The following is a 15094-nucleotide window of genomic DNA, read 5'->3' as shown; positions in this document are numbered from 1 at the left end:
GGTTATTTAGAAAAATATTATGAAAAAAATAGAATTTTCACCACCTTATATACCTAAAAATACTTCAAAACGAATAAAAAAAATACTAAAAACTGGGTGGATAACCACTGGAAAAGAAGTACAAAGATTTGAAAATAATTTAAAATCTTTTTTAAAAGTTTCCCATTTAGTATCACTTAATTCTGCAACTGCTGGGATGGAATTAGCTTTAAGATTAATGGATATCGGTCCAGGGGATGAAGTAATTACAACAGCTTATACCTATTCAGCAACAGCAGCTGTAATTATTCATACAGGAGCTAAACCTGTATTTGTTGATGTTAAAAAAGATACATTTCATATAGATATTCATAGTGTTTTAGAAAAAATTAATGAAAAAACTAAAGCAATTATTACAGTTGATTATGGTGGTTTTCCTGTAGATTATAACAAAGTTTATGAAATTATTGAAAGTCAAAAAAAAATATTTAAAGCAAAACCAAACACATTACAGGAGAAATTAAATAGGATTGTTTTTATATCAGATTCAGCACATGCTTTTGGTGCTAAGATCAATAATAAATATATTGGAGATAATGCAGATTTTACAATTTTTTCTTTTCATGCTGTTAAAAATCTCACAACTGCTGAAGGTGGTGCACTTATATTATCTGAAAAATTAAGTGAATCATGTATTAATGTCGATGAGTTAACAAATTATATTAGAATTTTATCTCTACATGGACAAACAAAGTCTGCATATGATAAACTTAAAGGAGATAATTGGAGATATGATATAATTTATCCCGGTTACAAAATGAATTTACCTGATATACTGGCTGCATTAGGTAATGAACAATTGAAAATTTATGAAAAGTTTATATTAAAAAAGAGAAAAAATATTTTTGAAACTTATTTTGAGTTACTATCAAAAAATAAAAATATTGTTTTACCTGAATATTTTATTCAAAATAGTAAAGAGACTTCATATCATCTTTTTCCTATTAGAATTAAAAATTTTGATGAGGATAAAAGAAATAAACTTATAAAGTATTTAAAGAAATGTGGTATTAGCACAAATGTCCATTTTGTACCTTTACCTATGTTTACATATTATAAAAAATCTGGTTATGACATAAATAATTATCCTCAAAGTTATAATAGTTATAAAAATGAAATATCTCTTCCAATATATCCAAGTTTAAAATTTAAAAGTTTAAAGTACATTGCATTAAAAATAAATTCTTATACAAAAAGTAATATTTAATTTCTAAATTATTTAGTATATTCATTGACAAGAAAATATTATTAGATTATATTAAATATATAGATAATAAAAAGAACAATTGTAGTTAATTATATAACTTATATAACAAAAATTTATATAATCATTTAATTATTTCTTCATAAAATTTCATAAGATTATAAATTTGATTTTCTTTTTATATTTTATATTAAATTTTTGTTGACAAAAAAATGTAATTATATATATTCCTTTTCACACGGGTAGAGATAAGAGGGTCTTTGAAATTAACATATATAAGAGCGTTTTGCAGGCTTAGGATCAATTTTTATTGAGTTTTAAATTAACAAACGATCAAACGAGATAGAAGTGAATGGAGGGTTTGATCCTGGCTCAGAGTGAACGTTGGCAGTGCGTTTTAAGCATGCAAGTTGTACGGCAGCAGTAGATATATCTTTCGGGGTATATCTAGCTGGCGAGTAGCGGACTGGTGAGTAACGCGTAAGGACCTACCCTGAGGAGGGGGATAGCCTGTGGAAACACAGGGTAATACTCCATAATCTCGAGAGAGGAAAGCCATTATTGGTGTCTTAGGATGGACTTGCGTCCTATCAGCTAGTTGGTGAGGTAAAGGCTCACCAAGGCTAAGACGGGTAGCCGGCCTGAGAGGGTGATCGGCCACACTGGGACTGAGATACGGCCCAGACTCCTACGGGAGGCAGCAGCTAAGAATCTTCCGCAATGGGGGAGACCCTGACGGAGCGACACTGCGTACGGGATGAAGGCCCTATGGGTTGTAAACCGTTTTTGCCAGGGGCGAATAATCTTTAAGAGATGACGGTACCTGGCGAATAAGTCCCGGCTAACTACGTGCCAGCAGCCGCGGTAATACGTAGGGGGCGAACGTTACTCGGAATCACTGGGCGTAAAGGGCCTGTAGGCGGCTTTACAAGTCAGCTGTAAAAGACTGATGCTCAACGTCAGAGTTGCGGCTGATACTGTAGAGCTAGAGTACGGGAGGGGGTGATGGAATTCCCGGTGTAGGGGTGAAATCTGTAGATATCGGGAAGAATACCGACGGCGAAGGCAATCACCTGGCCTGATACTGACGCTGAGAGGCGAAAGCTAGGGGAGCGAACGGGATTAGATACCCCGGTAGTCCTAGCTGTAAACGATGTATGCTAGTCATAGGGACCCGAGAGGTTTTTGTGACGCAGCCAACGCGTTAAGCATACCGCCTGGGGAGTATGCCCGCAAGGGTGAAACTCAAAGGAATTGACGGGGGCCGGCACAAGCGGTGGAGCATGTGGTTTAATTCGATGATACGCGAAGAACCTTACCAGGGCTTGACATGTGCCTTACAGTTAGGAGAAATCCTAATGCCTTTCGGGGGTGGCACACAGGTGCTGCATGGCTGTCGTCAGCTCGTGTCGTGAGATGTTGGGTTAAGTCCCGCAACGAGCGCAACCCTTATTCTTAGTTGCCATCAGGTTAAGCTGGGCACTCTAAGGAGACTGCCGGTGACAAACCGGAGGAAGGTGGGGATGACGTCAAGTCATCATGGCCCTTATGTCCTGGGCTACACACGTGCTACAATGGGCGTTACAGAGGGTAGCGAAGCCGCGAGGTGTAGCGAATCTCAGAAAGGCGTCCTTAAGTTCGGATTGCAGTCTGCAACTCGACTGCATGAAGGTGGAATCGCTAGTAATCGCAGATCAGCAATGCTGCGGTGAATACGTTCCCCGGCCTTGTACACACCGCCCGTCACACCACCCGAATTGGTTTTACCCGAAGATGCTGGAGCCAACCAGTAATGGAGGCAGGTGTCTAAGGTAGGGCCAGTGAGGGGGGTGAAGTCGTAACAAGGTAGCCGTACCGGAAGGTGCGGCTGGATCACCTCCTTTCTTTAAGGAGAAAAGCAAAGTGGCCTGTAAAATGCTCTTATATATGTTTAATTTATGAATTGGGCTTATAGCTCAGCTGGTTAGAGCGCACGCCTGATAAGCGTGAGGTCGGTGGTTCAAGTCCACCTAAGCCCAATTTGTAGTAAATGGGGGTATAGCTCAGTTGGGAGAGCACCTGGTTTGCACCCAGGAGGTCAGGGGTTCGAATCCCCTTGCCTCCATTTATATGTTCTTTTAAATTAGTATATATAGTTAAGAGTGTATGAGAAGGTAAGGAAGTAGGAGGAAGGGGCAAGGGAATAAGGGTCAATAGTGGATGCCTAGGGGCCAGAAGCGAAGAAGGACGTGGCAAGCTGCGAAAAGCCTCGGTTAGCTGCAAGCGAGCTATGATCCGGGGATATCCGAATGGGGCAACCCACCGTATGCTGAAAAGGCGTATGGTATCTTGCGTAAGCGAGAGGCGATACCGGGTGAATTGAAACATCTAAGTAACCCGAGGAGAAGAAATCGAAAAGAGATTCCCTAAGTAGTGGTGAGCGAAAGGGGAGCAGCCCAAACCCATATCATGTTAAAGGCCTGTACCGTTGTGATATGGGGGTTGTAGCATTTATCCATCTGGGATTACAGGATTCCGGGTAATATTTATCATATATAGGGGAATTAGCTGGGAAGCTAAACCGAAGGGGGTGAAAGTCCCGTACCCGAAATATATGGTAGATATTATGGGGTAGATGCTGAGTACCACGGAGCACGTGGAATTCTGTGGGAAGCAGGGTGGACCACCATCCAAGGCTAAATATAAACTGGCCACCGATAGTGGAACAGTACCGTGAGGGAAAGGTGAAAAGCACCCCGTGAGGGTAGTGAAATAGAACCTGAAACTATTGACCTACAAGCTGTAGGAGCCTAAATTTATTTAGGTGACTGCGTGCCTTTTGCATAATGAGCCGGTGAGTTACTCTATTGTGCGAGGTTAAGGGGTAGTAGCCCTGAAGCCGAAGGGAAACCGAGTCTTAATAGGGCGTTAAGTACGATGGAGTAGACCCGAAGCCAGGTGATCTATCCATGGCCAGGATGAAGGTGAGGTAGAACTCACTGGAGGTCCGAACCGGTTACGGTTAAAAACGTATCGGATGAGCTGTGGATAGGGGTGAAAGGCCAAACAAACCTGGCGATAGCTGGTTCTCCCCGAAATGCTTTTAGGAGCAGCCTTATGGAGCTATATAGGTTGTAGAGCGCTGAATGGGCTAGGGCGGAGAGATCTGTACCAAACCCAACCAAACTTCGAATGCCTATACAGTATTTCATAGGAGTGAGACTGCGGGGGATAAGCTTCGTGGTCGAGAGGGAAAGAGCCCAGACCGTTGTCTAAGGTCTCGAATTATTGGCTAAGTGGGAAAGGATGTATTATTGCCAAGACAGCCAGGAGGTTGGCTTAGAGGCAGCAATCCTTGAAAGAGTGCGTAATAGCTCACTGGTCGAGCAATGATGCGCCGAAGATGTAACGGGTCTTAAGCCAATAACCGAAGGCACGGCAGTATAGTATCTGGATATACTATACTGGGTAGGGGAGCATTCGGGAAGCCGAAGAAGGTAAGTTGTAAAGCTTACTGGAGGCAACTGAAGAGAGGATGCCGGCATGAGTAGCGATAAAGCGGATGAGAAATCTGCTCGCTGTAAGCCTAAGGTTTCCTGGGTAAAGCAAATCTTCCCAGGGTTAGTCGGTTCCTAAGGTGAGGCCGAAAGGCGTAGCTGATGGGCAACTGGTTAATATTCCAGTACTGTTTAATAAGCGTTTGACTGAAGTGGTGACGCAGGGGGTGAATCCTAGCGTACTGATGGTTGTACGTTCAACCCTGTAGGGGAAGTGAGAGGCAAATCCTTTCACATTAAGTACCTGATGGGGGACGAAGACCAGGTGTTACGGCATCTGGGATTAGGAAGAGCCTGACTGCCGAGAAATAGCTGCTAAAGGAGCTTATTAAGCAACCGTACCGCAAACCGACACAGGTAGGCGAGGTGAGTATCCAAAGGCGCACGAGAGAATCCCTGTTAAGGAACTCGGCAAAATGCACCTGTAAGTTAGCGAGAAGGGTGGCCCTGAGTATGTGGAAGGGATTTACCTGGAAGCAGAAAGGGGTGGCAGAAGAGAGGCCCTGGCGACTGTTTACCAAAAACACAGGTCTCTGCTAAGTCGCAAGACGAAGTATAGGGACTGAGACCTGCCCGGTGCCGGAAGGTTAAGGGAGGGGGTTATTATCCATTATGGATAAGAAGCTCTTGACCGAAGCCCCGGTAAACGGCGGCTGTAACTATAACAGTCCTAAGGTAGCGAAATTCCTTGTCGGGTAAGTTCCGACCTGCATGAATGGTATAACGACTGGGGCGCTGTCTCAACAGGGAGCTCGGTGAAATTGGAGTATCGGTGAAAATACCGATTACCCGCGGTTAGACGGAAAGACCCCGTGAACCTTTACTGTAACCTGGCATTGGGATTTGGTATGGTATGTGTAGGATAGGTGGGAGGCAGAGAATCTGGGGCGCCAGTCTCGGAGGAGCCGTCCTTGAAATACCACCCTTATCATACTGGATCTCTAACGGAGGTAGTGGATATCTACGGACATTGTCAGGCGGGCAGTTTCACTGGGGTGGTGACCTCCCAAAGAGTAACGGAGGTGTACAAAGGTTCCCTCAGGCTGTATAGAAATCAGCTTTTAGAGTGCAAAGGCAAAAGGGAGCTTAACTGCGAGAGAGACGTTTCGAGCAGGTACGAAAGTAGGTCTTAGTGATCCGGTGGTTTTGAGTGGAAAAGCCATCGCTCAACGGATAAAAGGTACTCCGGGGATAACAGGCTGATACCGCCCAAGAGTTCACATCGACGGCGGTGTTTGGCACCTCGATGTCGGCTCAACTCATCCTGGGGCTGGAGCAGGTCCCAAGGGTTCGGCTGTTCGCCGATTAAAGAGTTACGTGAGCTGGGTTCAGAACGTCGTGAGACAGTTCGGTCCCTATCTGCCGTGGGCGTGGGATACTTGAGGGGATCTGATCCTAGTACGAGAGGACCGGATTGGACGCACCTCTGGTGCACCGGTTGTCGTGCCAACGGCATAGCCGGGTAGCTATGTGCGGAAGGGATAACCGCTGAAAGCATCTAAGCGGGAAGCCTACCCCAAGATTAGGTATCCCTGAAGGTTCCAGGTAGACTACCTGGTTGATAGGCTGGATGTGTAAGCATGGTAACATGTTTAGCAGACCAGTACTAATAAACCGTTTGACTTGCCCCTTTCTTCTACTATCCTATTTTATTGATACCACATCATACACTCTTAACTGTATATATTAAATGCCTGGTGACCATAGAGGAGTGGTAACACCTGATCCCATACCGAACTCAGAAGTTAAGCACTCCTTCGCCGATGATACTGCAGGGGAAACTCTGTGGAAAAGTAGGTCGTCGCCAGGCTTTTTTTTATCCTTTAATTTAAATATTTATTTGTTCAAATTTTTACATTCTGAACTGATTTATATACTTATTTTTTTTAATTCTAATAAATTTGTTAAATTTTTTTATATTAATGTATTTTTTTACTTTATAACTTTTTAAAGTTTATTTTGATTTTGTTCTTTTTGTTTTTATTATTAAGATAAAAAATATTTGGCTTTAATAATTCATTTTGTTTTTTTCTAAATATTTATATCCACATATTATGTCAATAATTATGCGTAAATTATTTAAAAATCTATAATTGTAAATAAATATAACTTCTATTTTATTGTTTTTTATTTTTTTATTATATTTTATTATAGAAAAATTCATTTAGTATTTGTTTTTATTAGATGATTGCTATGATTTAATTATTTGTATAAAAAAAATAAAAACAAAGGTATTGACAAACGGAATAAAGAAACGATATATTATAAAGTCTAAAAAATGAATAAATTAAAAAAATATAATATAAAAATTAAATTATAAAAAAAATAATAAAATTTTTATTTACAAAAAAATCTTTTAATGTAAATAGATAGCACATAAAAAATTTCCAAAATAAATATAATGGAGAATTTATGGATAAAAAGAAGATAGAAAAATTTAAAAAAATATTAGAAACTAAAAAAAGAGAATTGTTACAGGAAATCATTGAAGAAAATGAATTTATGAATAATGAATCAAATTCAGGGGAAACATATTCAGAAGAATACGATCTTGCTTCTGCTATTATGGAGTCTGAATTAAAGGAAAACATTGATGAAACTAATATTAAATTATTAAAAAAAATTGATCATGCATTAGAAAGAATTGATAATGGTACATATGGTATTTGTATAAGTTGTGGAAAAGAAATTAGTGAAGATAGATTAGAATTTATTCCATATACAGAGTTTTGTAAAGAATGTGCAAAGAAAAAGAGATTTTAAAAATTTATACTACAATTGATAAATTTCTATCATATTATGAAAACAATAAAATATATAAAAATAAATTCAAAAAAATTGAAATAATTACAAATGATAAAGATGATATAGTACAGAAAGAGACTGAAGATTTTATTACATTATTAAATGAAATTAAAAATTGTAATAAGTGTAAATTAGCTGAATTTAGAACCAATGTAGTTATTGGTGAGGGAAATTTAGAAGCTGATTTAATGTTTATTGGAGAAGGTCCTGGCGAACAAGAAGATTTATCTGGAAGACCTTTTGTTGGTCGAGCTGGTAAATTGTTAAATAGATATTTAAAATTCTTTAATATTGATAGAAATAAAGTATATATAACAAATGTTGTTAAATGTAGGCCACCAAATAACAGAAATCCAAAGCTAGAAGAAGCAATTAAATGCTTTCCTTATTTAAAAAAACAAGTAGACTATATAAAACCTAAATTAATTATTGGATTAGGTTTAGTTGCATCTCAATTTATTCTGGAAACAAAATTAAGTTTATCAAGAATTAGAGGAAAGTTTTATAAAATAAAGAGATTTGGAAAAGATAAAAATATCTATTTCTATGCAACCTATCATCCATCTGCTCTTTTAAGAAACAATAATTTAGAACCTTTTGCTAAACAAGATTTTCAAAAAATTATTTATTTTTGTAAAAAGAATAATATTAATTTTAATTAATTTAAATTTATTATTTTTTTATAAATTATTTATAGATTTTTTAATTATTTTTTATTATCTTTTTATATCTTTATTTAGTTCATGATTTTTATTTATTGTTATTTTAAATTATAATGCTATTTTATTGTAGGTAAAACAATTATATCATATGATCTAATAAAAATTTTAATTATTTCTGTTTATTAATACAATTAACAATATATAATAATTAATTATATAATAATTAATCACTTATAATTTTAGTTAATTAAAAATAAGTATTTTTATCTATTTTGTAAAGGGTTATATTTATGTTATTAATAAATGATATTGTAAAAATTGATAATGTTGGAAATCCTTATATTTATATGGATTATATTAAAGATTATGATGATATTAAGTATGCTAATATTTCCAAACAACTTTCTAATAAAATTTATGGATTATCTTCTGATGGTATTATTACTATTGATACTATTAGTAGCAAGAAATTTAAAATGAGAATATATAATAGTGACGGATCATTAGCTAAAATGTGTGGCAATGGATTAAGAGGTGCTACCTATTACATACTTTATAAAAAAAAATACCAATTAGACCAATTAAATAAGGTTGACAACGAAAGCAATTATAATATAGATAGAATTTTTATAAATACTGATTCAGGTTTAAAGACTATTTATATTTTATTTAAAAAATTAAATGAAAAAGATATTGATGGGGAAAAATTATCAAAATATCAAATTATATCATATTTAAATGATTTAAATATGTTAAGAGTTTTTACTCATGTGGGTAATCCAAAGATATATAAGAATATTAATAAACTTAATATAAGTTATAAGAATACAAATTTTAATTTATTTGCGGTTGATAATGGAAATTTGCACTTTATATATTTTTTTAATAACAATTTAGATATTAAGACATTTGATAATTTCAATATTGAAGATTTGTTTGTGTTTACTCATGAAAATTTTTTTCCAGAAAAAGGGAAGGATAAAAAAGAAATTGTTAATGTATCAATTCTTATGAATTATAAAAATAAATATTTTTTAAGAACTAGAGAAAGAGGTGCAAATGAAACATTAAGTTGTGGGACTGCTTCTGCTTCTACTTCATTTATTCTAAACATGTTAGGGTATAGAGCTTTTGAAAATGAAAATGATAATATCTTAAAAAATAATTTATTAAGTTTTTTAAATATTAAAAATAGAAAAAATTTTAATTTTTATTCTATTTACCATAAAGGGGGTATAATTAAGAATCTTGTAATTGATAATAAAGTTTACCAGACAGGAGAATCAAAAATTTTACTTGCAGGTGATTATTTTTATGAAAAATAGATCAATATTTTTTGATAAAGATAATACTTTAATAAAAGATCAAGTATATAACTGTGATTTTAACAAAGTTGAATTTTTTAAGGACTCTTTAGAAACCTTGAAATATCTATCAACTAAAGATTATTTAATTTTTATTGTGTCAAATCAATCAGGAATTAATAGAAACTATTTTTCAAAAAGTTATTATTTAAAACAAATGAAATTATTAATAGATTTTTTAAAAAAAAATGAAATAAAAATAACTGACCATATTTTTTGTCCACACTTACCTGAAGATAATTGCTTATGTAGAAAACCAAAAATAGGGATGATCAAAAGATTAGAAGCTTATTATAATATAGATTTGTCAAAATCATATTATGTAGGCGATAGATACACAGATATTGAAATGGCAATTAATTCAGGCATTAATCCTATTTTTATTAATCGTGGGTATCCTGAAATTAATGATAAATTAGAAAATAAAAGAAATGATATAAAAAAACTTTATTCATTATCTGAAAATATGAAGAAATTGATTAATCAAAATAAGATATTCAATATTGATAGTCTATTTGAATTAAAAAAAATTATCAAACATTAATAATTAGATTTTTCAAATAATATTTTTTTTATTAATTTTTGTATTAATTTAAAAAGATAGCAGAAATATTTAAAATTATTAAAAAAGAATAAAATAAAAATTAGAATCTAATTATTTAAAATAAATGGAGGAAAATTAATGGAAAATATTAAAAATAAGCAAGAGATTATTATTGGACAATTTAATGATTCATTTCCCCCTATAATGGATGGTGTTGGTTTGGTTACAAAAAATTATGCTTATTGGCTTCATAAAAAAGGACATAAAGTATATGTTATTACAACTAAATATCCCAAACATAAAGATAAAGAAGATTTTGAGGTTTTAAGATTTTTTTCTATTCCAATTATAAATAGGCCACCATACAGATATGGAATACCTTCAATTGATTTAAAATTTCAATATAAACTTAATAGAATTCCTTTTGGAATTATTCATGCTCATTCCCCATTTAAAGCTGGAAATATTGGTTTAAAATATGCTAAAAAAAATAATATTCCATTTGTAGCTAGTTTCCATACAAAGTACCATGAAGATTTTAAACGTGTTACAACTAATAAGAAAATTATTCAACATTATGTTGATAAAATAGTTAAATTTTATGAATCAGCGGATGAGGTTTGGATCCCTAATAAAAAAACTGAAGTTACTTTAAGGGAATATGGTTTTAAAAAGGATATTATTGTAATGCCTAATGGTACAGATTTAATTGTTCCAAATAATATTGATTCTTATATTCAAAAAACTGAAGAACAATTAAAAATTAAGAAAAATACTTTTCTCATGATTTTCATTGGACAATTGATATGGGAAAAAAATCATGAACTAACTTTAAAATCTTTAAAATATTTAAAAGAAAAAACTGATCTTGATTTTTTGATGATTTTTATTGGTCAGGGATATGCTGAAAACAAAATGAAAAAAATGGTGAAAGAATTTAAAATTGAAGATAGAGTTAAATTTTTAGGAGTAATTAAAAATAGAGAACAAATTAAACAATTTTTAGCTAGAACTGATCTTTTTATTTTTCCGTCACTTTATGATACTTCCCCTTTAACTTTAAAAGAATCAGCTGCTTTTAATGTTCCAGCTATATTAATTAAAAATTCTACAGCATCTGAAAATATTGAAGATGAATATAATGGGTTTTTAGCTGAGAATGATGTTAAAAATTTTGCTGAAAAAATTATTCATATTATGAAAAACCCTGAATTAAGAAAAAAAGTTGGACAAAAAGCACATGATACACTTTATATAACATGGTCTCAGGTAGCAGAAATGGTATATGATAGATATTTAAAAATAATTAAAGATAAAAAAAATAGATAAATTTTAATAGTTATAATTTATAAATATTTTAAAAAACTTATATTCATCTATATTTTATATAGATTTTTGTAAATTATTTTTGTTTAAATTTTTTTCTATGTTATTATATTTTTTGCTTATTACTCTTTTTATCTTAGTGATTCAAAAGTTATAAGTGCTTGATTGATAATTTGATCCATATTGTAATATTTGTATTCAGCAAGTCTACCAAGTAAAATAAGATTTTCGAACTTTTTTGAATATTCTAAATATTTATTATATTTTTTATTATTTTCATCAGTAAAAATTGGATAATATGGATTATTTTTTCCAAATTCAAATTTTTGAGGATATTCTTTTAGAATTGTAGTTTTTTCAGTTTTAACTGGATGAATATGTTTGAATTCAGTTATTCTTGTAAACTTGTAATTGTTAGGATAATTTACTGTTGCAGTCTCTTGATATAATTCTTTATTGATAGTTTCAAATTTTAAATTTAGGGACCTATAAGGTAAATATCCAAACTTAAATTGAAATAATTCATCAACCATTCCTGTAAAGATTAATTTTCCTTTGAATTTGTTTTTAAAAAGGTAAATATCATGTTTGTTATAATCAATATCAATTATTTCATTGAAGCTTGTATTTAATAATATTTTTATATTTTTATTATTAAGCATATTGTTAAAAATTTTAGAGTAACCATATTTAGGTACACATTGATATTTATCATTAAAGTATCTATCATCTTTTCCAATAAAAATAGGGACTCTTGCTGTTACATTTGGGTCAATATTTTCAGGTTTTATTTCCCATTGTTTGATAGTGTAATTTTTAAACACTTTCTCATAAATAAAGTTTGCTAAAAACAGTAAGTCTTTATCTTTTTCTTTCATTAGCTCAAGAATAGGAATTTTAGAGTTATATGTGTATTTATCAATAAGTTTTTTTTCAAGCTTATCAGCAAGTGTTTTAGGAAATATTTTATGAAGTGTATTCAGATTAAATGGTATTGGTACTTTTTGTCCATCAATGAAAGCTAAAACTTTATGATTATATAAATCCCATTCAGTAAAATTTGAAAGATAATCATATACATTATCATAATTTGTATGGAAAAGGTGTGGACCATATTTATGAATAATTATTCCATTTTTATCTATATAATCATAACAATGTCCACCTACATGATTTTTTTGTTCTATTAAAAGAACTTTTTTATTTAAAATATTCGATATTCTTTCAGCAATAACAGATCCTGCAAATCCAGCACCTACAACAATATATTGAAAATCCATAAAAACTCCTTATCATTTTTACTCATTAAACTTAATAATATGAAAATATCAACTAATAATACCTATTCATCTATTTAATTTTAAATTTTGACATTTTTTATAAATTTTTTAATTTATCAATATGAAAAAAGAAGTAAAAAAAGAACTAATTAAAAAATTTATTAAACCTGAAAATTTAGAGCAATTCTTTGAGCAATTTAGAAAAAATGATTTAAAAAATAAAGTAAAAACGAAACTTGTTTTTACTAATGGGTGTTTCGATATTTTGCATAGAGGACATTTAGAATATTTAATTCAAGCTAAAGAATTGGGTGATAAATTAATTATTGCTCTTAATTCAGACAAATCAATAAAAGCTTTAAAAGGTAAGGATAGACCCATTAATAAATTGGATGATAGAGTTTTTGCACTTAGTGCTTTATTTTTTGTTGACTATGTTACTTATTTTGATGAATTAACTCCAATTAATATTATAGCGAAAATTAAACCTGATATCCATGTAAAGGGTGGGGATTATAAAAAAGAAAATCTTCCTGAATATTCAATAATAAAAAGTTATGGTGGAGAAATAATTATTTTGGATTATGTTAATGGATATTCAACAACAAAAATAATTGAAAATATTAAGAATATTAAATAACAATTATTATAAAAAAAATATATATTTTTTTTAAATAAAATATTATTATTTCTTTAAGGATATAAAATGGGGACTAAGTATATTTTTATAACAGGTGGGGTATGTTCTTCTTTAGGAAAAGGAATTGCGTCAGCTACAATAGGTGCATTACTTGAAGCATCAGGATTTAAAGTCGTTTTACAAAAGATAGATCCATACCTGAATGTTGATGCAGGTACCATGTCACCTTATCAACATGGTGAAGTTTATGTTACTGATGATGGAGCAGAAACCGACCTTGATTTAGGTAATTATTCCAGATTTACTAATTCTTATCTTTCTGAACTAAATTCTATTACTACGGGGAAAGTTTATTTAAAAGTTATAAATAGAGAAAGAAAAGGCGATTATTTGGGTAAGACTGTTCAAGTAATTCCACATATTACTGGTGAAATACAAAATATGATTAAAAAATTATCTGATGAAGTTAAACCAGACATTCAGATTATTGAAATTGGTGGAACAGTAGGAGATATTGAATCAGTTCCTTTTTTAGAAGCAGCTAGAGAGTTTTATCATAAAAATAAAAACGATGTTATTTTTATTCATTTAACTTTGATACCAAAGATTGTTGTTGCTGGTGAATACAAAACAAAACCTACTCAGCATTCAGTAAAAGCTTTAAGAGAAATAGGAATATTTCCTCATATCATTTTAACACGAATTTCTGGTGTATTATCAAAAGAGATGAGAAGAAAAATAGCTTTATTTTGTTCAGTTGAAGAACAAGATGTAATAGAAGCTCCAGATGTTGACAATATATATAATTTACCTTTAATTTATCATGAACTTCAAGTTGAAAAAAGAATACTACGGCTTCTAGGAATGAAAGATAAAAAGATAAATTTAGAAAAATGGATAAAAATAAAACAAAAAATTGATATTATTGAAAAACAAAAAAATAAATTTTTAAATATTTATGTTTGTGGGAAATATATTCATTTAAACGATGCTTATAAATCTGTTTATGAATCTTTAAAACATGCAGGGATTGAAAATGAAATCAAAATTCATATTAAAAAGATTGACTCTGAAGAAGTTATTAAAAATCCACAATTACTGGATGAAATTAAATCTAAAGCTGACGGTATATTAGTTCCAGGCGGATTTGGATCACGTGGAATTGAAGGAAAAATAAAAATAATTAAACTTGCAAGAGAAAATTCAATTCCATTTCTTGGGTTATGTCTTGGAATGCAATGTATGGCGTTAGAGTTTGCAAGAAATGTTTTAAAATTAGAAAATGCTAATTCAGAAGAATTTGATCCTCATACTGAATATCCAATTATCCACCTTATGGAAGATCAAATAAATATATCAGAAAAAGGTGGTACAATGAGATTAGGAGCTTATAAATGTAAAATTAAAAAAGGCTCTTTTGCATATAATGCTTATCAAAAAGAAGAAATTTCAGAGCGACATAGACATAGATATGAATTTAACAATGAATATAAACAAATATTCGAAGAAAATGGAGTTCTTTTTTCGGGGTTAAATGAAGAATTGAACTTAGTTGAAATAATGGAATGGAAAAACCATGTTTTTGGAGTTGGAGTTCAGTTCCATCCTGAATTTAAATCAAAACCTTTTAAACCACATCCATTATTTAGAGAATTTATTAAATGTGCTATGAAAAAAAGATATAATTAAAGTAA

9 protein-coding genes, 2 tRNA genes and 3 rRNA genes are annotated in these 15094 nt (G+C 31.7%); 13 read left to right on the top strand and 1 reads right to left on the bottom strand.

The window, feature by feature from the left end; all coding sequences use genetic code 11:
• The first annotated feature begins 19 nt into the window (after positions 1-19).
• The 11 genes from ACZ5EC_RS04435 (at position 20) to ACZ5EC_RS04385 (ending at position 11483) form a co-directional block, all read left to right on the top strand.
• Positions 20-1246, top strand: coding sequence for a DegT/DnrJ/EryC1/StrS family aminotransferase (locus tag ACZ5EC_RS04435; RefSeq protein WP_464303751.1), 1227 nt, complete (start codon positions 20-22; stop codon positions 1244-1246).
• Between the two features lie 346 nt (positions 1247-1592).
• Positions 1593-3126 (top strand): 16S ribosomal RNA (locus ACZ5EC_RS04430).
• 61 nt (positions 3127-3187) lie between these two features.
• A tRNA-Ile gene (locus tag ACZ5EC_RS04425) sits at positions 3188-3261 on the top strand.
• A gap of 13 nt (positions 3262-3274) precedes the next feature.
• Positions 3275-3347, top strand: a tRNA-Ala gene (locus tag ACZ5EC_RS04420).
• Between the two features lie 68 nt (positions 3348-3415).
• Positions 3416-6410 (top strand): 23S ribosomal RNA (locus tag ACZ5EC_RS04415).
• A gap of 62 nt (positions 6411-6472) precedes the next feature.
• Positions 6473-6589, top strand: a 5S ribosomal RNA gene (gene rrf / locus ACZ5EC_RS04410).
• The 16S, 23S and 5S rRNA genes sit together here with 2 tRNA genes alongside, the layout of an rRNA operon.
• A gap of 602 nt (positions 6590-7191) precedes the next feature.
• Positions 7192-7542 carry a TraR/DksA family transcriptional regulator gene (locus ACZ5EC_RS04405; RefSeq protein WP_464303750.1) on the top strand — a complete coding sequence of 117 codons (351 nt, stop codon included), beginning with the start codon at positions 7192-7194 and terminating at the stop codon, positions 7540-7542.
• Positions 7518-8246: a uracil-DNA glycosylase gene (locus ACZ5EC_RS04400; RefSeq protein ID WP_464303749.1), complete on the top strand. Its 729-nt coding sequence runs from the start codon at positions 7518-7520 to the stop codon at positions 8244-8246. Before ACZ5EC_RS04405 ends, ACZ5EC_RS04400 begins: the two co-directional genes overlap by 25 nt.
• A gap of 290 nt (positions 8247-8536) precedes the next feature.
• Positions 8537-9571 (top strand): hypothetical protein, encoded by a 1035-nt coding sequence (locus tag ACZ5EC_RS04395; protein ID WP_464303748.1) that lies wholly within the window; start codon positions 8537-8539, stop codon positions 9569-9571.
• Positions 9561-10154, top strand: coding sequence for a D-glycero-alpha-D-manno-heptose-1,7-bisphosphate 7-phosphatase (locus ACZ5EC_RS04390; RefSeq protein WP_464303747.1), 594 nt, complete (start codon positions 9561-9563; stop codon positions 10152-10154). The genes ACZ5EC_RS04395 and ACZ5EC_RS04390 overlap by 11 nt, the downstream gene beginning before the upstream one ends.
• A 138-nt stretch (positions 10155-10292) precedes the next feature.
• Positions 10293-11483, top strand: coding sequence for a glycosyltransferase (locus ACZ5EC_RS04385; protein ID WP_464303746.1), 1191 nt, complete (start codon positions 10293-10295; stop codon positions 11481-11483).
• Positions 11484-11611: 128 nt separating this feature from the next.
• On the opposite strand, the gene glf is transcribed toward ACZ5EC_RS04385, so the two are convergent.
• Positions 11612-12760 carry a UDP-galactopyranose mutase gene (glf, locus tag ACZ5EC_RS04380; protein ID WP_464303745.1) on the bottom strand — a complete coding sequence of 383 codons (1149 nt, stop codon included), beginning with the start codon at positions 12758-12760 and terminating at the stop codon, positions 11612-11614.
• Positions 12761-12881: 121 nt separating this feature from the next.
• Here glf and rfaE2 point away from each other — a divergent pair, with 121 nt between their 5' ends.
• Both rfaE2 and ACZ5EC_RS04370 read left to right on the top strand, forming a co-directional pair.
• Positions 12882-13400 (top strand): D-glycero-beta-D-manno-heptose 1-phosphate adenylyltransferase, encoded by a 519-nt coding sequence (gene rfaE2, locus ACZ5EC_RS04375; protein ID WP_464303744.1) that lies wholly within the window; start codon positions 12882-12884, stop codon positions 13398-13400.
• 66 nt (positions 13401-13466) lie between these two features.
• Positions 13467-15089, top strand: a complete 1623-nt coding sequence (locus ACZ5EC_RS04370; protein WP_464303743.1) for a CTP synthase — start codon at positions 13467-13469, stop codon at positions 15087-15089.
• The last annotated feature ends 5 nt before the right edge of the window (positions 15090-15094 follow it).

This window comes from Exilispira thermophila (assembly GCF_055389015.1).
Note: the sequence above shows the minus strand (reverse complement) of the source record. Positions and strands in the feature narration are given on the sequence as shown.